The organism is Prosthecobacter sp. (genome assembly GCF_044227185.1).
Lineage (GTDB): Bacteria > Verrucomicrobiota > Verrucomicrobiia > Verrucomicrobiales > Verrucomicrobiaceae > Prosthecobacter.
The window spans coordinates 46865-67869 of the sequence record NZ_JBGAFO010000004.1 but is presented as its reverse complement, the minus strand read 5'-3'; the positions used below and the strand labels follow the sequence as shown (position 1 = coordinate 67869).

Annotated in this window: 17 protein-coding genes; 10 read left to right on the top strand and 7 right to left on the bottom strand. The window is 61.3% G+C overall.

The genetic code is table 11. From position 1 onward, the window contains the following. Window positions 1-28: 28 nt before the first annotated feature. From ACILSQ_RS10855 to ACILSQ_RS10840, 4 genes are all read left to right on the top strand, one after another. Entirely contained in the window at window positions 29-1441 is a 1413-nt protein-coding gene (locus ACILSQ_RS10855) for a neutral/alkaline non-lysosomal ceramidase N-terminal domain-containing protein (protein WP_395743644.1), read from the top strand. A 105-nt stretch (window positions 1442-1546) separates the two neighbouring features. Beyond that, the gene (locus ACILSQ_RS10850) at window positions 1547-2707 is read left to right on the top strand and encodes an alpha-hydroxy-acid oxidizing protein (RefSeq protein ID WP_395743643.1); all 1161 of its coding nucleotides are present in this window, start codon (window positions 1547-1549) and stop codon (window positions 2705-2707) included. Between the two features lie 2 nt (window positions 2708-2709). Then, window positions 2710-3780, top strand: a complete 1071-nt coding sequence (gene truD, locus ACILSQ_RS10845) for a tRNA pseudouridine(13) synthase TruD (RefSeq protein ID WP_395743642.1) — start codon at window positions 2710-2712, stop codon at window positions 3778-3780. Window positions 3781-3797: 17 nt separating this feature from the next. Continuing rightward, complete coding sequence (locus tag ACILSQ_RS10840; RefSeq protein WP_395743641.1) at window positions 3798-4658, top strand: hypothetical protein; 861 nt, start codon at window positions 3798-3800, stop codon at window positions 4656-4658. Window positions 4659-4662: 4 nt separating this feature from the next. On the opposite strand, the gene ACILSQ_RS10835 is transcribed toward ACILSQ_RS10840, so the two are convergent. Beyond that, a complete protein-coding gene (locus ACILSQ_RS10835; RefSeq protein WP_395743640.1) occupies window positions 4663-5274 on the bottom strand; it encodes a carbohydrate-binding family 9-like protein in 612 nt (203 codons plus the stop codon). A gap of 78 nt (window positions 5275-5352) precedes the next feature. Here ACILSQ_RS10835 and ACILSQ_RS10830 point away from each other — a divergent pair, with 78 nt between their 5' ends. Continuing rightward, window positions 5353-7290, top strand: coding sequence for a CehA/McbA family metallohydrolase (locus tag ACILSQ_RS10830; protein ID WP_395743639.1), 1938 nt, complete (start codon window positions 5353-5355; stop codon window positions 7288-7290). A gap of 40 nt (window positions 7291-7330) precedes the next feature. Next, on the top strand, window positions 7331-8749 hold the full coding sequence (locus ACILSQ_RS10825) for an FAD-dependent oxidoreductase (protein ID WP_395743638.1): 1419 nt from the start codon (window positions 7331-7333) through the stop codon (window positions 8747-8749). Here ACILSQ_RS10825 and ACILSQ_RS10820 read toward each other — a convergent pair whose 3' ends face one another. From ACILSQ_RS10820 to ACILSQ_RS10800, 5 genes are all read right to left on the bottom strand, one after another. Then, on the bottom strand, window positions 8750-9058 hold the full coding sequence (locus ACILSQ_RS10820) for a hypothetical protein (RefSeq protein WP_395743637.1): 309 nt from the start codon (window positions 9056-9058) through the stop codon (window positions 8750-8752). It abuts the gene before it with no gap. 45 nt (window positions 9059-9103) lie between these two features. After that, window positions 9104-11932 (bottom strand): M56 family metallopeptidase, encoded by a 2829-nt coding sequence (locus ACILSQ_RS10815; RefSeq protein ID WP_395743636.1) that lies wholly within the window; start codon window positions 11930-11932, stop codon window positions 9104-9106. Further along, the gene (locus ACILSQ_RS10810) at window positions 11929-13524 is read right to left on the bottom strand and encodes a transglutaminase domain-containing protein (protein ID WP_395743635.1); all 1596 of its coding nucleotides are present in this window, start codon (window positions 13522-13524) and stop codon (window positions 11929-11931) included. Before ACILSQ_RS10810 ends, ACILSQ_RS10815 begins: the two co-directional genes overlap by 4 nt. 32 nt (window positions 13525-13556) lie before the next feature. Further along, entirely contained in the window at window positions 13557-13937 is a 381-nt protein-coding gene (locus tag ACILSQ_RS10805; protein ID WP_395743634.1) for a BlaI/MecI/CopY family transcriptional regulator, read from the bottom strand. A 94-nt stretch (window positions 13938-14031) separates the two neighbouring features. After that, window positions 14032-15066: a hypothetical protein gene (locus ACILSQ_RS10800; RefSeq protein WP_395743633.1), complete on the bottom strand. Its 1035-nt coding sequence runs from the start codon at window positions 15064-15066 to the stop codon at window positions 14032-14034. A gap of 135 nt (window positions 15067-15201) precedes the next feature. Here ACILSQ_RS10800 and gap point away from each other — a divergent pair, with 135 nt between their 5' ends. The 3 genes from gap (at window position 15202) to rarD (ending at window position 18425) form a co-directional block, all read left to right on the top strand. Further along, window positions 15202-16251: a type I glyceraldehyde-3-phosphate dehydrogenase gene (gap, locus tag ACILSQ_RS10795; protein WP_395743632.1), complete on the top strand. Its 1050-nt coding sequence runs from the start codon at window positions 15202-15204 to the stop codon at window positions 16249-16251. Between the two features lie 118 nt (window positions 16252-16369). Beyond that, window positions 16370-17545 carry an MFS transporter gene (locus ACILSQ_RS10790; protein WP_395743631.1) on the top strand — a complete coding sequence of 392 codons (1176 nt, stop codon included), beginning with the start codon at window positions 16370-16372 and terminating at the stop codon, window positions 17543-17545. Then, entirely contained in the window at window positions 17535-18425 is an 891-nt protein-coding gene (gene rarD / locus ACILSQ_RS10785) for an EamA family transporter RarD (RefSeq protein ID WP_395743630.1), read from the top strand. The genes ACILSQ_RS10790 and rarD overlap by 11 nt, the downstream gene beginning before the upstream one ends. 5 nt (window positions 18426-18430) lie before the next feature. On the opposite strand, the gene ACILSQ_RS10780 is transcribed toward rarD, so the two are convergent. Then, window positions 18431-19354, bottom strand: coding sequence for a D-alanine--D-alanine ligase (locus ACILSQ_RS10780; RefSeq protein ID WP_395743629.1), 924 nt, complete (start codon window positions 19352-19354; stop codon window positions 18431-18433). Window positions 19355-19442: 88 nt separating this feature from the next. Here ACILSQ_RS10780 and ACILSQ_RS10775 point away from each other — a divergent pair, with 88 nt between their 5' ends. Then, a complete protein-coding gene (locus tag ACILSQ_RS10775; protein ID WP_395743628.1) occupies window positions 19443-21002 on the top strand; it encodes an amidohydrolase family protein in 1560 nt (519 codons plus the stop codon). Window positions 21003-21005: the final 3 nt, after the last annotated feature.

Here is a 21005-nt window from a genome sequence, read left to right as displayed (position 1 = left end):
CGCGCCCGCAGGTACGTATTGAGCGGCCATGAAATTGATTGCCTGCGCCCTGCTCGCCCTCGCCTCCCCGCTTCTGGCTCAAACGAAAACGCTTCGTGCCGGAGCGGCGGCGGTGGACATTACGCCGACGGAGTTTCCCATGAACATGCCCGGCGGATTCAGCGCCAATCCTGCGAGCAAGGCGCATGATGCGTTTCATGCGCGCGCGCTCGTGCTGGATGATGGCAAGACCGCGCTGGCGATGGTGGTGGTGGATGTGCTGGGTGCCGGACCGGACGTGCTGAATGAGGCGAAGGCCATCGCAGCGGCAAAGACGGGCATGACACCGGACAAGATGCTCATCAGCTCCACGCACACGCACAGCGGGCCCTCCGTGAACACGCGCAGCGAGATGGCGGCGCGGTATTACAAGCGCTTTGTGGAGGGCATTGCCGGGTCGATCATCCAGGCGCACGCGGCGCTGAGACCAGCGGCGGTGGGCGCGGCGGCGCATCCGCTTCCTGACGAAGTTTTCAACCGCCGCTGGTATTTGAAGCCGGGCAAAATGCCGCTCAATCCCTTTGGCCGCCTGGACAAGGTGAAGATGAACCCCGGCACGGATCCGAACACGATTGATCGTCCGGCGGGCCCCACTGATCCAGACATCACCATCCTTTCGGTGCAGGATGCGAAGCGGAAACCCATCGCCGTGTATGCCAACTACTCGCTGCACTACGTGGGCGGCGCGCCGGAGGGGGAGATGTCGTCGGACTACTTCGGTGAGTTTGCCCGCGTCATGCCTTCTCGCGTGCGTGGGGGTGAAAACTTTGTGGCGATGATGTCCAATGGCACGTCAGGGGACATCAACAACATCCCCTTTGGCGTGACGCGGCCCCCGCGTGAACCGTTTGAGCAGATCCGCATTGTGGCGCAGAAGGCGGCGGACACCGCATGGTTTGCACACCGGAAAATCGAGAAGCATCGGGCTGATGTGACGCTGGGCATGCTCCAGCGTGACATCACGCTGAAATACCGGCGCCCTTCCGAGCAGGATGTGGCGGAGGCGAAGGCGGTTCTCGCGGTGAAGGACAAGGAGGCCGTCGAAAAGCTGCCGCGCCTGGCGAAAAATTACGCAGGCAGCGTCGTGAATGCGGCGGAGCGCAAAGAGGAGACCATCACCGTGCAGCTTCAGGCCATTCGCATCGGCGACTTTGCCGTCTGCTGCATTCCGTTTGAGACCTTCGTGGAAATCGGGCTCGATTTGAAAAAGCGCAGCCCGTTTCCGCAGACCATGGTCGTCGGCCTGGCGAACGGGCGGCACGGCTACCTGCCCACCCTGGAGCAGCACAAGCTCGGCGGCTACGAGACCTGGCTGGGCACCAATCAGGTGCAGGAAGACACCAGCGTCATCCTCACGGACAACCTGCTGGAAATGCTGGCGGAGCTGAAGAAGGCGGAGTGAGGCAGTGGCCCACGAGGCAGGCTACGTGGGTTTCAGGATTTTCAGTGTGGATGTTGGAAGCTGGCAAATCCGGCGTTTAGTGGCTTGATTGCCATCTCCTGAATCATGTCTGAAGTTTTCAATTCCAACTACCCCTCCATTGAGCATCTGCGCGAGAGAGCGCGCCAGCGGGTGCCGCGCTTTGCGTTTGAGTATCTGGAGGGCGGTTGTTTCTCAAACATCAATCTGCAGCGCAACACGGATGAAATCCGGCAGGTGCAGCTCCGGCCGTGGTATCTGCGGGACTATCCGGGGTCTGATCTGAAGACGGAGCTCTTTGGCACGACTTATGACGCACCCTTTGGTGTCTCGCCCATCGGCCTGCAGGGCCTAGTCTGGCCGAAGGCGACCGAGATCATCGCGAAGGCGGCTCATCAGCATAACATTCCCTTCACGCTCAGCACGGTGGCGACGGCCAGCATTGAAACTGTGGCCGAGATCACGCAGGGGAAAGCATGGTTTCAGCTCTACCATCCGGCGGAAGATGCGCTGCGTGACAAACTGCTGGACCGCGCGCGAGATGCGGGTTTTCCGGTGCTCGTCATCCTCGCGGACACGCCCACCTTTGCCTACCGGCCGAAGGAAATCCGCAACGGGCTGTCCATCCCGCCGCGCATGTCCGTGCGCAATGTGATCCAGATGATGCTGCACCCCACGTGGTCGTTCAGCCAGCTCGCTGCGGGTGCGCCGGAGTTCAAAACCATGAAGCCGTATCTGCCGAAGGGGCTGAACATGAAGCACCTCGGCCTTTTCATGAACAAGACTTTCTCGGGCCGCCTGAATCCGACGAAGATCAAGGCCCTGCGTGATCGCTGGAAAGGCAAGCTGGTGGTGAAGGGCGTCGTCACTGAAGAAGACGCTGAAACTGCCCTCAGCCTCGGGGCGGATGGCTTCATTGTGTCCAATCACGGCGGGCGCCAGCTTGATGCCGGGCAGTCCACCATCAAACCGCTGACCGAGCTCGCGAAGAAATTTGGCCAGCGCACCACCGTGATGATCGACAGCGGACTGCGCGCCGGCCCGGATGTGGCCTGCGCACTGGCCAGCGGCGCAAAATTTGCCTTCATGGGGAGGTCCTTTATGTATGGCGTGGCCGCACTCGGTAAAGACGGCGGAGATCACACGATGACGATGCTCAAGCGCCAGCTCAAGCAGGTGATGGAGCAGGTGGGCTGTGAGCGCGTGGCGGATCTGCCCAAACATCTGGTGACCGGGCCGCAGTGCTGAGCATGACTTCAGCCTCGCACGATCTTTCCTTTTTGTATGGCGGCCCGCTGGGCCGCGCGCGCTTCAAGGTGCAGCCGGAAGATTTCGTGGTGGAGGAGATTCTGGGCTTTGAACCCTCGGGCGAGGGGGAGCATTGCCTCGCATGGGTGGAAAAGCGAAATCTGGACAGCAACACGGCAGCGGCACGACTGGCGGATGCGCTGGGCATCCGGCGGCGGCTGGTCAGCCATTGCGGCTTAAAGGACCGCCACGCAGTCACCCGGCAGTGGTTCAGCCTGCACATGCCGGGGCAGGCGTCGCCAGAACCCGCAGTGCTGGAATCTGAGGGACTGCGTGTGCTGCGCATCACGCGGAACACTCGAAAGCTGCGGCGCGGCATTCATCGGGGGAATCGCTTCACGATCCGGCTGCGCGAGCCAGACTTCGATGCGGCATCCGCCGCGCAGCGCTGGCAGGCAATCATGGAGAAGGGAGTGCCGAATTTTTTCGGCACGCAGCGTTTTGGCAATGATGGACAGAACATGGCGAAGGCGGAGGCGATGTTTCGCGGCGAATTCACGCCGGGAGACCGCCTGCTGCGCGGGCTGCTCCTTTCCGCGGCACGGAGTCATTTGTTCAATGCGGTGGTGGCGGTTCGCATGGCAGGCGGCACCTGGGACCGGCCGCTGAAGGGCGAGGTTTTCGGTTTTGCAGACAATGGCACCCTGCTGCTGCCCGCGAATCAGCGGGGCGATGAAACTGCGCGTTTTGAAAAAGGCATTGTGGAGCTCACGGCACCGCTGTGGGGCAACGGCGAACTGCAGAGCGTGGACGAAGTGCGCAGGCTCGAGCAAGAACTGCTGTCTGAGTTTCCGGAGATCACCGCCGGTCTGGAAGCTTTCGGTCTGCGGCAGGAGCGACGGGTGATGCGCCTGCGTCCGCTCAACGCTGCGATGGAAGTGATGGAGAAGCGCGACCTGCTGTTTCGTTTTGATCTGCCCAAGGGCACGTATGCCACGACGGTGCTGAGCGAGCTGGCGAACCTGGATGAATCTGACGCCGATCACGGGGACGGACGCAATGAAGAGCCCTGAGGGCACGTTGCTGGAGAATGCCCATTCACCGCCGCTTCTTCCTCACTTTTTGCCTGACCCTCTCTCTGTCCGGCGCCTTCGCGGCTGACACCCCCGCTGCGGTTCCAGGCCAGCGCATCTTTTACACCGGGCACAGCTTTCACATGTTTGTGCCGGCTATGATCGAGGAGATGGTCAAGTCCACGGACATTCAGGGGCACAAACTTGCAGGAAGACAGGGCATAGGCGGCTCGCGCGTGATCCAGCACTGGCAGCTCGCGGATGAAAAGAACCTGGCGAAGAAGGCGCTCACCGCTGGCGAGGTGGATGTCTTCACCATGGCGCCGCACGTGCTGGTCCCGGATGAAGGCATCACGAATTTTGTGAACCTCGGCCTGGAGCACAATCCGAAGATGCGCTTTCTGGTTCAGGCCTCGTGGTATCCTTTTGACGTGCCTGCTCCAGCTCCGGGACAGCCTGATCTGCGCATCAAAGACAATGCCAGGCGTGACGAGGCCATGATCGCGGACTTGCAGGCGGCCGTCGATGGCTGGCGCAAGCAGCTCGAAGCGCAGGTGTCCGAACTAAATCAAAAGCATGGCAGGAAATGTGTGTTCATCATTCCTGTGGGAGATGCCGTGGTGAAGCTGCGCGCCATGGTGGTGGCGGGGGAATTTCCCGGCATCACCAAGCAGTCCGCGCTCTTTCGCGATCCCATCGGTCACGGCCAGGGGCACGTCATGGCTCTGGCGGCGTATTGCAATTTTGCCGCGATTTATCGCATCAGTCCCGTGGGACACACGGCTCCTGAGCGCAGCATCAGCGCGGAACAGCATGCCATTCTGCAGAAGATCGCCTGGGACACGGTGTCGAATTATGCGCCGGCAGGTGTGAAGTGACGCATCAACCCACGAGTTCCAGCACGCCAAAGGATGCGGGCACATGAAAGTCGGGGCGCTCCGTTTTGGGATTCACCCACGGCATCCAGCCGGAATGAACGCTGCCATCAGACCGATGGTGAAACTCGGCACGGTAGAGGCCCGCGTAGAATTCGGATGAGCCGGGCTTGAGCACCTTCAAGGCACGCAGCGTATCGAGTGGCAGGCTGCCGTTGACGGAGTAGCGATTGCCTTCGATGTGCGCGGAAAGCTGCAGACCTTCGCATTGCCAGTCCCAGTTCATTTCACGGTAGAAATTCGCTTCGTAGGCAAGCACATCGCCGCGTGGAGACAGTTCCAGGCAGTAGTACGGCTTCAGGCTGAGATCAGGAGCGAGGAAGATTTCCACGCGGTCGGAGCCGAGCACACGGTCTTTGGCCGTGGGCCCGTCTGGAAGCACGAGATCGTCATCCACGCAGTCGAAGCGGAAATGAAAGCGTTCGTCGTCCCACAGAGCCCGGAATTCGGTGAGAGGCGCGGTCCGGTCCTCCCAGGGGAAAGCGAAACCTTCCACCGGCGTGGCCCGGGACCAGTCCAATGCGGGTGCAGAGGTGTGAAGGACAGGGTAGTGATGCATGCGCCCAGCTTGGGCCGAAAGGCGCGGCAATTCAATGGCTGGGAGATAGGCGAGACCCGATGGGGCCGTTCGGATGTGATGAAATGGATTTTGTTTTGCCTGCCAGCATTGAGCCTCATGGCGGAGGATTTGACCGTGGAGGCCAGGAAGCTGCATCTTGGCAAGCCGGGGCAGTTTGAGTGGGAGAATTTCAAGGAACAGCCTGTGGATGCTGAGCGGCTGGAGAAGCGGTTTGAGGCAAAGGCAAATGGCGCTGAGCAGACGCTGCGGATCTGGCAGCGGGACGTGAAACTGGGTTGGCCGGTGCTGCTGAACGGGCGAAAGCTGGGCACCCTGGTGACGGCGGAAACGGCGATGGAAAGCCTGCTGGCGATCCCGGCCGGGAGTCTGCGCGATGGAGAAAACGTGCTGACCATCGAAGCGCCTTCAGGCCTGGATGACGTCGAAGTCGGGCCCATCGTGATCGCGTCCAGACCGGTCGCGGAAACGATGAGCGGTGCGCAGATGGATGTGACCGTGACCGATGACGAAACGGGAAAAGGACTGCCATGCCGGCTGACTCTGACACGCACAGACGGAACCCTGCAGCCGCTGCGCGCAGAGCCCGCGGGCGAGGTGGCGGTGCGTGTGGGCGTGGTGTATGCGCGCAACGGCAAGGCCGTGCTTTCGCTGCCACCGGGCGACTATATTTTGACTGCGGGGCGCGGCTTTGAATGGGGCGTGCAACGCGCGGCCATCTCCCTGCGAGCCGGAGAAACCAAGCCGGTGGCGCTCAAACTGCGGCGCGAAGTGCCCACGGCAGGGTGGATCGCGGCAGACAGTCACATCCACACGCTGACGCACAGCGGGCATGGCGATGCGAAGATCGAGGAGCGCATGCTCACGATTGCGGGAGAGGGGATTGAGCTGGCGATCGCGACAGATCACAATCACCACACAGACTATGCGCCGAGCGCGGCGAGCATGGGTGTGGCGGAGCGCTTCACGCCAGTCATCGGCAATGAGGTGACGACGAAGCATGGCCATTTCAATGCGTTCCCCATCGAGCCTGGCGCCCGTGTGGCGAACCACGAGATGGAGGACTGGGCCAGGCTGCTGCCGGAGATCCGTGCGACACCAGGAGTGAAGGTGATCACGCTGAATCACCCGCGGGATCTGCACAGCGGATTCATCCCCTTTGGCGGCATTCAGTTCAACCCGAAGACAGGCCGACACCGGCAGGCGGAGGCCCTGGCGGGCATTGATGCGATGGAAGTCATCACCTCGGCGGCGATGCAGTCGGACATTCATCTTCTTTACCGGGACTGGTTTGCCCTGCTGAACCGTGGGCACCGCATCGCGGCGATTGCCTCGAGCGACAGCCACGACGTGAACCGCTTCATATTGGGTCAAGGGCGCACCTATGTGGCGGCGAAGGATGCGGATGCGGCCAATCTCGATCTGGATGAAGTCTGGCGCAGCTACAAGGAAGGACGGCTGCTGGTGAGCCTGGGGCTGCTGGCGCAGGTGAAGGTGAATGACAAGTTCACCGTGGGAGATCTCGCGACGGGCCTGGGGGAGAAGATCAAGGTGGAGGCCTCGGTCTTTGGCCCGGCTTGGACACAGGCCGACCGCGTGGAGCTGTTTGCGAATGGTGTTTTGATCCGTGAGCAAAAAATTCAGGATGACCACCGTGCGGGTGAAAAGGCCCGCATCGTCTGGGAACTGCCGAAGCCGGCGCATGACGTGCATCTGGTGGTGATCGCGACGGGGCCGGGTGTCACCGAGCCTTTCTGGGAGATTCCCCGCCCCTACCAACCGAGCAGCAAGACCTTTGTGCCGCGCGTGGTCGGCTCGACGAACCCGGTCTGGCTGGATGCCGATGGCGACGGGCGGTTTGAGCCGGCGCTGGCCATTGCCCAGCGGTTGATCCAGCAAAGCGGCGGGGATCGTGCAAAACTCCAGGAGGCTCTGAAAAAGTGTGATGAGGCGGTGGCGGTTCAGGCCGAGTCGCTGATGGTGAAAAGTGAGGAATGATTGTGTCCAAATCCGCCAACGAACTGACTCCAATAAGACCATGAGCACTCCCGCCCCATCTGATCTCAAACGCCGTTCTTTTCTGCGCGCCGCCTTTTCCGGAGCTCTGGTGACACCGGGCATCATGTCGGCGGCCGAAGTGGAGAAGACTATCGCGGGCCAGTTTCATGAACCTGCGCAGGACCTGCCGCTGGTGGAGGATGCGGATGTCATCGTCTGCGGTGCCGGACCCGCAGGCGTCGCGGCGGCTATCACTGCGGCACGTGCTGGCGCAAAAGTGCGGGTGTTTGAGTGGCGGGGCTGCCTCGGCGGTGTGTGGACGGCGGGCTTGCTGGGCTACTTGCTGGATTTTGACAAACCGGGTTTCAATCAGGAGCTGCTCAAGCGTCTGGATGAGCGCGGGATGCGCCGCGGCACCAGCCACAAGAGCGTTGTTTACGAGCCGGAGGGCATGAAACTGCTGCTGGAGGAAATGTTTGTGGAGGCTGGCATCAAGTTTCAGCTCCACACGCGTGTCTGCGCCGCCTACCGCGAAGGAAAACAGCTCACAACGATTGTGACGGAGTCGAAGTCGGGACGGCAGGCATGGAAGGCGCCGGTGTTTATTGACACGACAGGCGATGGCGACCTCGGAGCGCTGGCGGGCTGTGCGTTTGAGTATGGCGAGGCCGCTTCATGTCCCTGCCAGCCCATGTCGCTCAATGCGCTCCTGATGTGCAAAGATGCCGCCGCGCTGGAGTCCTTCATTCACAAGTCGGATCCGAGCAAGGCTGACGCGATCTCCAAAGACCTGTTCCTGGCGGAAATCAAGCGCGCCGGGCATTTCCCCTCCTATGCCAAACCCACGCTGTGGCAGGTGCGCGACAATCTGCTGCTGGTGATGATGAACCACCAGTATGGCGTGCCGTGCTTTGATGCGGCGAAGATCACCGAGGCCACGGTGCAGGCGCGCCTCGAAATGAACAAGATCGTAAATGGTTTACGCAAGCTCGGCGGCCCATGGGAAGGGTTGCAAATCGCCGCGACGGCGGAGCAGATCGGCGTGCGCGACGGGCGGCGCATCGCGGGACGCTACACGGTGAGCAAGGACGATGTGATCGCGGGAGCGCGGTATGATGACGCCGTGGTGCGTCCGACCTTCAGCGTGGATATTCACGCGCTGAGCGCGGACATGAACAAAAAGTCCGCCTACAGCAATGCGGGCGTGAAGGTGAAGCCGTATGACATTCCGCTGCGCGCCCTGATCGCGAAAGATGTGGACGGCCTGATGATGGCCGGGCGCAACATCAGCGGAGATTTCATCGCGCATGCAAGCTACCGCGTGACAGGAAACTCCGTGGCCATGGGTGAGGCCGCCGGCGTGACGGCCGCGCTCGCAGCGACGACGAAGCGCCTGCCGCATGATGTGCCGTGGAGCGAGGCAGAGGCGAAGCTGAAGGCGCTGGGTCAGAGGGCGTAATCACTTCCCCGTGCGGGCGCGCTTGGCCTCCTGCTTGAGAAACAGCGGCTCCAGATTCTCTCGAATCCAGGCAAAGGCGGCCTCCAGGCCTTCGCGCTGATACACGACGCCGATGTCGGCCTCCACGGCGGTGGGATTGCCGGTGCAGGAGAGGAACTGGTTGCAGGTGAAGCGTGTCTTCATCTCGGCATCCACTTTGCCGTGCTGCCGCAGGATGAAGCTGCGGACGTAGAGCTCCAGAACGGCATCGCCGATCCAGGCGTTTTCGCGCAGGCGCTGGGTGAGGTCGAGGTCTGGGGTGGATGCCATGAACGCGGCATCCTGGGAGAGCTTTGGCGCAAGTTCAACCCAGGATCACTTGGCATTGCGGGCCTGCGCCAAACCGCTGAGCCCGGTGAAATAGCCGGCGATCCATGTCTGCTGCAGCCGCGTGCCCTTGACCGAGAAAGAGTTTTTTTCCTTGTCAAATGCGACACTTGGCCGGGGAAGGCCCTTTGCCGGCCTGGCTTCCTCTGAACCCAAAAGGAGAGTGATGTCGCGGAGGATGTCTTCCACGCCGGCCCGTGTCTCCGGCAGCGAATAGTGTTTTTCGATCAGATCCGCATCATCAGAAGGACGGATGAGCCACCGCTCGTGGTCAAGAACCAGCATGAGAGAATTGGCCCGGCAAATCGTTTCCAGCACCTCAAAGGGGCTGCCGCGGAGGCTGAAAGTGGTCAGCCTCTGGCCGATGGGATTGTCATCGGGAAGGGCGATGAAATCGATGCGCGCATCGGTGGCGAGGAAGCGGACCACGTCGCCAAGGATGGCTTTGTTGAAGTCATACTGCTGTGGACGGGCCTTGCGGAGTTCGGCGGCTTTGAGCTCGGCTTCCACAGCGCGACTGGTGACCTGATTCGTGGCGGGAGTTGTGACGATTTCTGTCTCGTGAGGGCCCATGGTGGTCAGCTTGCCGGAAGCGAGATCAAGCACGGCTGAAGATTCGGATGACGTGCTGCTGTGTTTTTTTCCAGAACCCAGCATCAGGGTAAACGGGCCGCGAATTTTGAGCTGCTGCGCCCTGGGGTCGCAGACCAGTTCTGCCGCCTGGATGGAGATTTCTCCCACCTTGCACCGTGCGTCTCCTTTGGCTGTCTGGATTTTGGTGGCGGGGTCGATGGACGTTTCCTGTGCGGTGATGACTATCTCGCCGGACGCCGATGGGGTCATGTAATTCAACTGAAACGCCCTGGAGTCTGCCGCCTCCTTGGTGCTTCCGAAGTAGATGCCACCAATCGGCTGATGTTCTCTGTCATACAGCGTGACGTGCGGGAGGCCCTGCGCGGGCAGCGGATGCTGCAGGACCACGCTGCCGCGGCCCCGTTTTACAACGGCATGCTGCTTCGCATTAAAGGGGGGAGACTTTTCATCCGCAGCTTTCATGGCGGAGGTGAGGTAGAGCGCGGCGGTGGCTTCGCCGGTGCTGGCGAGCTCATAGTCCAGCCCGACGGTGAGCATGTCCGCGGAGCGCTTCACGGAAGTGATGACAATGGAGTCACCGGGCCGGAAGCTGGACTGGCCGATGGCGAAGTCTCTGCTGGTTTCAGACTTTGGGGCGGCACCGGCGTCAGCGGGGAGCCCGTCTTTTCCGGGAGAGATCACATGAGGGGTGATCACATAAAGCAGCGGCAGTTTGCCCTCGGGCTTGCCGTTTTCCCAGCCGGCAATGATGCAGGAATGTCCGTCCTGGATCTCGTGGCTGCCACGGTACACCCGGCTGCGTGTGGTGGGGTGGTCGCCCTTGACCTCAGAAACCACCGCACCGGTGGCGGGATCGATAAGGTCGGAGTCCGTGATGTCGACATCCAGTCTGACCTGTGTGCCATGCAGGGCAGGAGTGAATTTGCAGACCAGGCCGATCGGCAGGTAGCCGCCTTTGAAGGGTGTGTTGACGATGCTTCGCACCACGATCTTGTTTTTGTCCGCGGTCACCATGCGCGGATAGGCGGTGGTCCTGGCGTTTTCGTCTTTGAGCATCTCACGCAGTTGTACCGCGAGTGTCTCGGCAGACACCTCTTCATAGATGAAAGAGAGCGTTTCCTCGGCCGGGAGTTTGCCGCCAAAATTCCACTCGGTGGGCTTTTTGAACTCGATGATTCTCATTTCGATCGCGATGATCGGAGCGCTGCCTGCGGGCTTCGGCTGCTGTGCCCGCGTGATGCCGAGGAAAGTCATCAGCACGATGCACAGGCAGATGAAAAACCTCATGACAGGATGCGGGGCGCGATGGGTGGCGATGGAGCGGATGCGGGAGCGCAGGGCTGCCCCGCGCTGAAAGATGCCGACAAAACCGAGGCTGAGGCCGCGCGGACAAAAGGCGGTTTCGACCTTGAGAAGCGCGTGGCCGTAGGCAATGCGGCGGTCATTGGGCGCGTCGTGAAGCACCTGGGCATCGCACGCGGCTTCGCGATCGGCGCGGATTTTGAAGAAGGCGATCCAGAGCAGGGGATTGAACCAATGCAGCGCCATCAGCACGCACATGACGGCATTGAGGGGGAGGTCGCCGCGTTTGAGATGCATGAGCTCGTGCCTGAGGACGAGCCGTGCCTCCTCGGGTGTGAACTCGCGGTCAAACTCGGCGGGCAGCAGCAGGGTGGGACGCAGGAAACCCGTGACAGCGGGGCTGCTGATACAGGGTGCGATCATGACACGAGGGACCTGGCGCAGATGTATCTCGCGGGAGATTTGGGCGAGCGTGGCAAGGAGCTCCGCGCTGGCGGGCTGGCGCGCTTGTTTGAAGCGGCGCAAGGTGAGCACGAAGGAAAGGCAGCCGAAGACGAGCATGGCCGAGGAAATACCGGCCCAGGTGAGCTGGCAGGCCGCCTGCCAGTTGATGGGAGCAGGCGGCGGGGAGGGGAGGACAGGCGTTTCTGAAGCTGAACGGACCACCGACGGCAGATCGGCCAGGGGCATTGGGTCAAATGCCGGAGGAGGAGCCTGGAAAACCTGCTCAATGCTCCAGCGGCTCTGCGGCAGCACAGGCATGAGCAGCACGACGAGGACCGGCAGCCAAAGTGCGTAGCGCATGCGGGCGCTGAGATGGCGGTGCAATGCCGCCTGGATCAGCAGCGCGGCGAGGGTGAGCAGCGACGCACGGAGGCTGGCGGTGAGAAGCCAGTCGAAAAGCTGAGTGAGCATGTTCATGGTTTTGGTGCGGTGAGAGTGACGCCCTCCTGAACGGCCCATTTGGGAGCCGGATCCTTTTGGTTTTGAGGAATGAGGGTGAATGACACTCCCGGCTTCATGCGGGCGCGGTCATTCGTGGAAATATAGAGGGCTATCTCGCACTCAGTGCTGACGGTATAGAATCCAAGGGTCAGACGTGCCGGTATCTCGGTGCCGTCGGCCCCTTTGAGTACAAACGACGGATCAGATGCGTCAATGAAACGCCGGTACTGGCGGTGGTTCTGATCGGCAAAGTGTTCCGCCGGACGTGCCAGGATGAGTACGCGGTCCGGGATGGTGGAATGCAGCATTTCCTGCGTCAGCCACGCCGGGCGCTGGGGAGAGTCAGCCCAGATGAGACGCTGGACAGTGAGCACGGTGTGGTCCGCCAGAGACTTCACGACAGGATTTGGAATCTGTGCATGCGAGCCAAAGAGGTCGCTCACTTCCAAAGCTGTGAATGGATTGGCGGTGGGGATCTCCGCGCTGCGCTGGCCCAGCGCGTAGCGTTTGCCCCAGGTGGGGGACAGTCCTGCTTCGCTGAGGTCTCGAAAAGTGAGGGTGTGAGTAAGGAGGCCGTACAATTTCTCATCGAGGATGTTTTGCCCGAGCTTGTTGTAGTTCAGCCGTACCCAGCGCCCGCCGATGAAGACTTCATTGAAGGTATGGGCCACGAATCCGCGCAGTCCTTCCATGCCTTCAAGAATGGTTTTGCGCACGCCGTGGTGGGTGACGCCGTGCCTGATCATTTCGAGCTGCGCAGGGTCGTTCCCATCGACAGCCGGTATGCACAGCACCTGGCGCGCGGGAAGACCCAGGGCACGGAAAAGGGTGGTCCAGCACACGGCGGAGGAGGTGCAGGTGCCACGCGATTTGTGGTCGAACATTCCCGCGCCGAAAACTTCGTGCTGAAGCTGCTGCTCAAAGGTCCAGCCCATCCTGCCTTTTTCTCTTTCAAACGCCTTTTCGCAGCCGCTGAGCAGCGCGGGCTTCTCTCCGGAGAAGTCGATGAAAAAGGTGGTGAACATGGTCGCTGGAGGCCTGATGCGCTGGAGCATCCAGCGCGAGACTTTCTCCGCGACTTCGCGGTCGGTGAGCTTTTCTAAATGGATGTCTTCGCTCTCCAGTTCGGCGAGGAGCTGCGTGCGCATCTGATGCGTCCAGTTCGTGGTGATGCCGGGGCGCAGCCAGTCCTGCATGCCTGCGTATTCAGTCCGCCAGGAAGGATTGGCCGTGATGGCTTCAGCCACAGTGTTCAGGGGATAGTGGACCACCTCGATTTCACCGTATTCAGAAGTTTCCTTCAAGAGGGTGGCGTCCTGATAGTCGTCATTCATCGAAGCGAGGTCATAGGGCTTCAACACGCGGATGAGCGTGCGGATGCTGTAGGCGTATTCTCGCCGCTCCTCTGGCATGCCGTCGGGTCTCCCGTCCCCATCGCTGTCTGCTTTGGCAGGGGCGGTAAAGTATTTGTGCTTTTCCGCAAAGTCGGAGAGGCCGTCGCCATCGGTGTCTGGCTCCTGGCTCAGAGCGGCCTGGGCTGACAGCAAAGTCGCTGCGAACAGCGACATGTGAAAGCTTAAGGAGGCAGTTTTCATCCTCTTCACGAATTGAGAGATTGATCGAGCAGCTTTTTGAGCTCCTTCACCTCCTCGGCGGTGAGCTTGCTGTTCTGGGCGAAATGGACGAGCAGGGGCTTGGCGGCGCCACCAAAGATGCGCTGCATGAAGGACTCGCTCTCGGCCCGTACGCAGGCCTCGCGCTTCACGGCGGGAAGGAAGGTGCGGGTGCCGCTGGTGTTCTCGGCGGTTTTGAGCGCCCCCTTTTCCACCAGGCGCGTGAGCAGGGTGCGGACGGTGTTTTCCGCCCAGTTCATGGTGGGGCGCAGGGCTTTGGTCACTTCCGAGGCGGTCTTCGGCGAAGACTCCCACAGGGCCTCCATGATGGCCCATTCAGAGTCGGAGATGTCGGGTGCGGCAGGCATATTTAATGAATTAAAAGCATTTCACTACATCTGTCGTGAAATGGCAACTACAAATGTAGTGAATCTGAATGACCGAGGCTTTTGAGGCGCTGTTTTAGAGTGGTCTCAAAACATAGCTGCCACCTTCAAGCGAGAGTTGATGGCCGGAAAGCTCCGCGATGTATCGGAGCGTCTCATGAATGGAGATGCTTTTCAGCGAGAGGGTGATGGCCTGGCTGGCGGCCCCCGGCTTCACCGTGATGGAAGTTTCACGTTGGTCAGGGTTGAGTTCACGCGACTTGATGCGGACGAAGTCGAGAGCCTCCGCAAGGGTGGCATCTTGGAAATCCACCGTCCGCAAAATCGGCGAAGCTGTGGGGGCGTTCAGCGGGGAGGTTTCCGTTTCGATGTCGGTGATCATGACCGCAGCCGTGTCGTAGCGAAGCCCTGCGTTGGAGATTTCAGCGCAATAACGAAGCGCTTCACTCATGGGAATGTCCCTCAAATCAAGAGAGATAGAGGGGCGTTTGATGCCGGCACGAAGATGCAGGACAAAATTGAGGGGGATATCCATGACCTGCTCGTCCGCGGCATCAATGCAGCCTTGGCTGACCCGAAGATATTCCACGGCTTCCGCAAGGGTGGCGCCTCCAAAACTGACGGTTGGCCGGATTCTTTTTGCCAGGCGCTGTTCGAGTGCGGACGCAATCTGGCTGCTGGGTGTTCGCATGTCTTGTGGCTCGCGGATCGCCACAGCATGCGGCTCGATGGTGTATTTCAAATCCACCAGCTCCGTAACATGCCGCAATGCTTCGCCCAACGGGACGTCTCTTAATGACAGGCTGGAACTGGCGGGCAGCCTCCTCTCGCTCCCTGTGATGATGACGATATTGACGCCGCGGTCCCAAGGTTCGGGAGCCGCCGTGTCGTGTTCACGGCTTTGGATCCGCAGGAATTCGACGGCTTCTGCCAGCGTGACTTTCTCAGTGGGATAGGTCGGAATGATGATGGTGTTCAGCTTCTCTGCGACAGGTCTGTCACGAGGCGCTTTGCTCTGTGCCACCGCTGGCATGGCCTTGCCCTGCCAAAACCAGGCGACGGGCAGAGTGATGCCTGCAACCAAGATGACCGCAGCGGCGAACCTATTCATAGGAACAGACTATCGCAGGACCTGACGGCAGGGGAAGCCTATTCCGGCTCGAATCCTGCTGCCTCGGCGGTTGACACCCCCTCCCCCCGGCGGTAAGCCTGACTCCCCTCAAAATCCAAACTACCTCTAACTAACATGGTCAAAATCGGCATCAATGGTTTCGGGCGCATCGGCCGCCTCGTGTTTCGCGCAATCTGTGACCAGGGCCTCCTGGGCAAGGAAATCGACGTCGTCGCCGTGAACGACCTCGTGCCTGCTGACAATCTGGCCTACCTCGTCAAATACGACTCCACCCAGGGCAAGGCCCGTGAGAACGTCTCCTCCAAGAAGTCCAGCCCCGAGCTGGCCGAGGACGACATCCTGGTGGTCGATGGTCATGAGATCAAGTGCCTCGCCGTGCGTGAAGGCCCTGCCGCCCTGCCATGGCGCGCACTGGGTGTGGACGTCGTCATCGAATCCACCGGCCTCTTCACCGAGCGCAGCAAGGCCCAGGGCCACATCGACGCAGGCGCCAAGAAGGTCATCATCTCCGCCCCTGGCAAGGATGAAGACATCACCGTTGTCATGGGCGTGAACCATGAGAAGTATGACGCCTCCAAGCACCACGTGGTCTCCAACGCCAGCTGCACCACGAACTGCCTGGCCCCGATCGTTCACGTGCTGCTCAAGGAAGGATTTGGCGTGGCCGAAGGCCTCATGACCACCATCCACTCCTACACCGCCACGCAGAAGACCGTGGACGGCCCGTCGAAGAAGGACTGGAAGGGTGGCCGCAGCGCCGCCATCAACATCATTCCTTCCGGCACCGGTGCCGCCAAGGCCGTGGGCCTCGCCATCCCGGAAGTGAAGGGCAAGCTGACCGGCATGTCCTTCCGCGTGCCGACGCCGACGGTTTCCGTGGTCGATCTCACCGTGAAGACGGAGAAGGAAACCAGCTACAAGGAAATCTCCGCCGCCATGAAGAAGGCCAGCGAGACCTACCTCAAGGGCATCCTGAACTGGACCGCCGACGAAGTGGTGAGCACTGACTTCATGCACGACCAGCACAGCTCCATCTTTGACGCCGGTTCCGGCATCGAGCTGAACAGCAAGTTCTTCAAGCTCGTGAGCTGGTACGACAATGAGTGGGGTTACTCCAACCGAGTGGTCGATCTCGTGAAATACATTGTGAGCAAAGGCCTGTAATCCTTAACGAACACAGCAACCTTCAAAGCCTTCGACGGGCCGGCTCACCTGAGCCGGCCCGTTTTGCGTTTCTGCTCATCACCCTCTTTCCCATGCATCTCTTTTTCTGTTTCCAACCATGTCTCTTTTTTCTCAACTGCAGCTCCTGCCCAGATCCTTCTGGGTTCTCGTAGGCGCGACCTTCGTCAACCGGTTCGGCGTTTTCGTCGTGCCGTTTCTCACGCTATTCATCACGGCGAATGGCAACACAGCCGCGCAGGCCGGCTATGCCGTGGCCGCGTACTCACTGGGCGGCTTTATCGCCGCGTGGATCGGCGGGTGGATGGCAGACCGGCTGGGACGGAATGTGACCATGGCTGTCTCGGCGCTCGCGGGTGCGGTCTGCATGATGGCCATGTCCCAGGCGGTGGACTGGCGCACACTGGCCGCGCTGGCCTTCATCACCGGCGCGATCAACGAGGCAGGCAGCCCGGCCGGTGCGGCGCTGGTGCAGGACATTGTGCCGCCGGAGCACCGCGTCACCGCTTATGTGGTGCAGAGATTTGCGGTCAATCTCGCGTGGTCCCTCGGGCCGGCCGCCGCGGGCTTCCTCGCACAATACTCATCCTTTTTCTGGTTGTTCGTGGTGGATGCGACCACATCGGCGGTGTTTGGCGTCATCGCATGGATGTTTCTGCCAAGGGGGCGCCGCACCCCGCGTGAGCACGCAGGCTGGGGCCATGCGTGGCGGTCCATCCGTGCCAACCACGCCTTCCTGGCTCTGTTTGGCGCCTGCGTCTGCGCGGCCTGGGTCTTCCGCCAGACAAACACCACCTTTCCGCTGCACTTTGAGCGCAGCGGGCTGCCGCTGGATCTTCTGGGGCTCGTGCTCGCGCTGAATGGCGTGATGATCTGCCTCTTTGAAGTGGCGCTGGCGAATGGCATGCGCCAGTGGCCGGTCAGGTGGGTGCTTGGGCTCGGCTACATCCTCATGGGGGCCAGTTTCCTCACGTTCCTGATCAGCGGGTCGCTGACGGCGTTCACGCTGATGATGGTGGTGTTCACCCTCGGGGAAATGTCCGCTTTTTCGCGGCAGCAGGCGTACTCGGCGAGTCTCTCGCCGGAGGACATGCGCGGGCGCTACGTGGGCTTTTTGAGCCTGGCCTGGTGCGCGGGCAATACCGCCAGCTCCGCGCTCGGCATGATGCTCTATGATCATCACCCTGAAGTGCTGTGGGTGCTGAATGCCGTGCTCGGCCTGGTGGCGGCGCTGCTGATTCTCTACACACGTAAAACCCAGACGCATGAATCCTGACAAACCCTCTGCCAATGCGGTGCTCAGCGCCGTGGTCGCCTTCGGCCTGTGGGGCGTGCTGCCGGTGTATTGGAAGCAGCTCGGCCACCTGGGCAGCGATGTGGCGCTGGCGCAGCGCGTGGTGTGGACCATGGCCACCGTCCTGCCCGTGCTCGCTCTCTGCGGTGAGTGGTCCGGCTTTCTGCGCTCACTGCGGGAGGCGCGCCTGCTCAGGGCGCATGCGTGGTCCGCCTTTCTGCTGGCCATCAACTGGGGCGTCTTCGTCTGGGCCGCGCAGCATGGGCGCATCATTGACTGCAGCCTCGGCTACTTCATCAATCCGCTGCTGAATGTGCTCATCGGCAGCCGCATGCTGGGAGAGCGCCTGACCGCGCTGCAAAAGCTCAGCATTGGCTCCGCGGCGTTTGGTGTGCTGACCCAGCTCATGCTGGTGGGCAGGTTTCCATGGATCGGCCTCCTGCTGGCGGGAAGCTTTGCGCTCTATGGTCTGGCGCGGCGGCGTTCACCGCTGGGCTCCTTGCCGGGGCTTGCGGTGGAAACCGTGGTCGGCGTGCCTGTGGCGGTCACCTATCTGATCTGGACGCAGCAAAGCGGCATGCCCATCTGGGGTGCGGCCACGGCGCATGACCTGTTCCTTATCGCGGGGCTTGGCATCATCACAACGATTCCGCTGCTGGGCTTTGCGCATGGGGCGCGGCAGCTTCCGTTTGCCCTGCTCGGCGTGCTGCAGTTCCTCGCTCCCACCGGCCAGTTTTTGGTGGGGGCGCTTCTGTATCATGAACCAGTCAGTGCCGCGGCGATGGTCTCGTTTGGCCTGATCTGGCTCGGGGTGCTGCTGTTTTGCAGCGATCTGTGGCTGAGGAAACCACGCAAGGCCTGAGCCACTCAAGGCCGTGCGGCAATCGAAAGCTCGATGATCTTCGCGCACAGATCCGGGAACTCGATGCCCACGGCCTTCGCGGCCTTGGGCAGCAGGCTGCTGCTGGTCATGCCAGGGATCGTGTTCACCTCCAGCACAAAGGGAGCCTGGTCGCTGTCACGCAGCATCACATCCACGCGGCCATAGACTTCGGTGCCGCAGGAGATGAAGGCTTTCATGGCGGCCTCCTGCACGGCCTTGGTCACCTCGGGGCTGAGGGCGGCAGGGCAGTTGTAGTTCGTCTTGCCGGTACCGCTCATCCACGGGTACTTGTTGTTGATGTCGTAGAAGCCCTCGACGGGTTCGATGTGGATGATCGGCAGCACCTGATCGCCGAGAACGCCGACGGTCAGCTCTTTGCCGGCCACGTAATCCTCGATCAGCGTGTCGTTGCCAAATTGCTTCGCGTCCTCGATGGCGGCCTCAAATTCTGCCTGCGTATGACAGATGTGCACGCCGACGCTGGAGCCTTCACGCGGTGGTTTGACCACGAGGGGCAGCGAAATGGCCAGCGGCTGACTGCCATCCAGCGGGTAGGTCTGTGAGCGCGGGGTCGGCACCCCGGCGGCGAGAAAGCGCTCCTTGCTCAGCAGCTTGTCAAAGGCGATGCGGCTGCTCTCCACGCCTGCACCCGTGTAGGGAATGCCGTGGCGTTCCAGAATGGCCTGAATCTGCCCGTCCTCGCCAAAGGTGCCGTGGATCAGGTTCATGGCGATGAAGACATCTTTGGGCACTTCGAAGTCGGGGCCGGTCACGTCCACCTCGACCACGGTGGCGCCTTTGCTGCGCAGCGCCTCGGCCACGCTTTCAGCCGTTTTCAGGGAAACTTTGCGTTCGGAGCCGGGGCCGCCCATCAGCAGGGCGATTTTCTTGTTCGTGAGGTCGAGCATGGTGCAGAGATATGGAATGCGGAGGCCAGATTGGCAAAAGGATTCCTGGCAATGTCCGTGCCATCCGCCACGTCTTTCCCTCACCCCCATGAGTCTTCGCCTCCTTTTTTCCCTGCTGCTCGCCGGCCCCGCCCTGGCGGCGGATTTTGATCTGCTCATCACCCATGCGCAGATCGCGGACGGCAGCGGCGGGGCGCTGGCCGCGGGCAGCATCGCCGTCAAAGGCGGGCGCATCGTGGCGGTGGGCCAGGTCGAGGGATCGGCGGCGGAAGTCATTGATGCCGGCGGCAAGGTGGCCGCGCCGGGCTTCATCGACGCGCACACCCATTCGGAGGACATCTGCCTGATTCCGGTGGCGGAGAATTTCCTGCGCATGGGCGTGACGACCATCATCACGGGAAACTGCGGCCACTCGCGCACGGATGTGGGGAAGTTCTTTGAGGAAATCGAGGAATCAAAAGTCGCGCTCAATGTGGCCACGCTGATCGGCCACGGGTCCGTGCGCGAGCAGGGTATGGGCGGGAGCTTCATCCGGGCACCCAATGCGGAACAACTGGCGACGATGACAGGTCTCGTCGATCAGGCCATGAAAGATGGCGCTGTCGGCCTGAGCACGGGCCTGATCTATGTTCCCGGCTCATTCGCCAAGACAGATGAGCTCATCGCGCTGGCAAAGGTGGCCGCCGCGCACGATGGCATCTACGTCAGTCACATGCGCTATGAGACGGCGCGCATTTTTGAAGCGCTGGATGAGATCGTCCGCATCGCCACGGAGGCAAAAGTCCGCGCTGAAGTCTCGCACATCAAGCTCTCCGGCCCCACCGCCTGGGGAAAGGCCGGCGAAGTGCTTGCCGTGCTCGACAAAGCGCGGGCGAAGGGATTGAAGATCACGCACGATCAATACACCTACACCGCCTCCAGCACCGGCCTGCGCCAGACCCTGCCAGACGCCGCACTGGAGGGCGAGCATGCGGACTTCGTGGCACGCATCAGCGATCCGGAGAAAAAAGCCGCGATCATCGCCAGGATGGCCGAAATGCGCACCCGCCAGGGGCGCAAGGACTACAGCTACGCGGTCATCGCGCGCTGCAAGGCCGATCCTTCGCTCAATGGCAAATCCATTCCTGAGGCCGCGAAGATTCGGCGCGGGAATGATGCGCTCAATGACCAGATCGAAGTCATCCTGGAGATCGAAGCGCAGGGCGGAGCCAGTGCGATTTTCCACGGCATGAATGAGGAGGACCTGCAGATATTCATGAAGCATCCGCTCACCATGATCGCGAGCGATGGCGGTCCGCGCCGCCTGGGCGAGGACGTGCCGCATCCCCGCAGCTATGGCAACAACGCGCGGGTTCTGGGCCGCTATGTGCGGGAGCTGAAGATGTTCACACTGCCCGAGGCCGTGCGCCGCATGACTTCACTGCCTGCACAGAAGTTTCACCTCAAAGACCGCGGCATGATCAAGCCTGGGGCGCATGCGGACATCGTGATCTTTGACCCCGGGAAAGTAGCGGATCCCTCCACCTTCAGCGATCCCCACCACTACGCGGAGGGATTTACTGAGGTCATCGTCAATGGCGGCGTGGTGATTCGCGACAGCAAACTGACGGAAGTACGAAGCGGCGGGCCGCTGCGCATGAACCGGTAGCGG

Bases quoted from the DNA above. Each gene is read 5' to 3' on its own strand.
- ACILSQ_RS10840 (WP_395743641.1), top strand. From the start codon at position 3,798: ATGCCCATTCACCGCCGCTTCTTCCTCACTTTTTGCCTGACCCTCTCT.
- ACILSQ_RS10800 (WP_395743633.1), bottom strand. From the start codon at position 15,066: ATGAATAGGTTCGCCGCTGCGGTCATCTTGGTTGCAGGCATCACTCTG.
- ACILSQ_RS10820 (WP_395743637.1), bottom strand. From the start codon at position 9,058: ATGGCATCCACCCCAGACCTCGACCTCACCCAGCGCCTGCGCGAAAAC.
- truD (WP_395743642.1), top strand. From the start codon at position 2,710: ATGACTTCAGCCTCGCACGATCTTTCCTTTTTGTATGGCGGCCCGCTG.
- ACILSQ_RS10825 (WP_395743638.1), top strand. From the start codon at position 7,331: ATGAGCACTCCCGCCCCATCTGATCTCAAACGCCGTTCTTTTCTGCGC.
- gap (WP_395743632.1), top strand. From the start codon at position 15,202: ATGGTCAAAATCGGCATCAATGGTTTCGGGCGCATCGGCCGCCTCGTG.
- ACILSQ_RS10850 (WP_395743643.1), top strand. From the start codon at position 1,547: ATGTCTGAAGTTTTCAATTCCAACTACCCCTCCATTGAGCATCTGCGC.
- ACILSQ_RS10855 (WP_395743644.1), top strand. From the start codon at position 29: ATGAAATTGATTGCCTGCGCCCTGCTCGCCCTCGCCTCCCCGCTTCTG.
- rarD (WP_395743630.1), top strand. From the start codon at position 17,535: ATGAATCCTGACAAACCCTCTGCCAATGCGGTGCTCAGCGCCGTGGTC.
- ACILSQ_RS10810 (WP_395743635.1), bottom strand. From the start codon at position 13,524: ATGTCGCTGTTCGCAGCGACTTTGCTGTCAGCCCAGGCCGCTCTGAGC.
- ACILSQ_RS10790 (WP_395743631.1), top strand. From the start codon at position 16,370: ATGTCTCTTTTTTCTCAACTGCAGCTCCTGCCCAGATCCTTCTGGGTT.
- ACILSQ_RS10780 (WP_395743629.1), bottom strand. From the start codon at position 19,354: ATGCTCGACCTCACGAACAAGAAAATCGCCCTGCTGATGGGCGGCCCC.
- ACILSQ_RS10815 (WP_395743636.1), bottom strand. From the start codon at position 11,932: ATGAACATGCTCACTCAGCTTTTCGACTGGCTTCTCACCGCCAGCCTC.
- ACILSQ_RS10830 (WP_395743639.1), top strand. From the start codon at position 5,353: ATGAAATGGATTTTGTTTTGCCTGCCAGCATTGAGCCTCATGGCGGAG.
- ACILSQ_RS10775 (WP_395743628.1), top strand. From the start codon at position 19,443: ATGAGTCTTCGCCTCCTTTTTTCCCTGCTGCTCGCCGGCCCCGCCCTG.
- ACILSQ_RS10805 (WP_395743634.1), bottom strand. From the start codon at position 13,937: ATGCCTGCCGCACCCGACATCTCCGACTCTGAATGGGCCATCATGGAG.
- ACILSQ_RS10835 (WP_395743640.1), bottom strand. From the start codon at position 5,274: ATGCATCACTACCCTGTCCTTCACACCTCTGCACCCGCATTGGACTGG.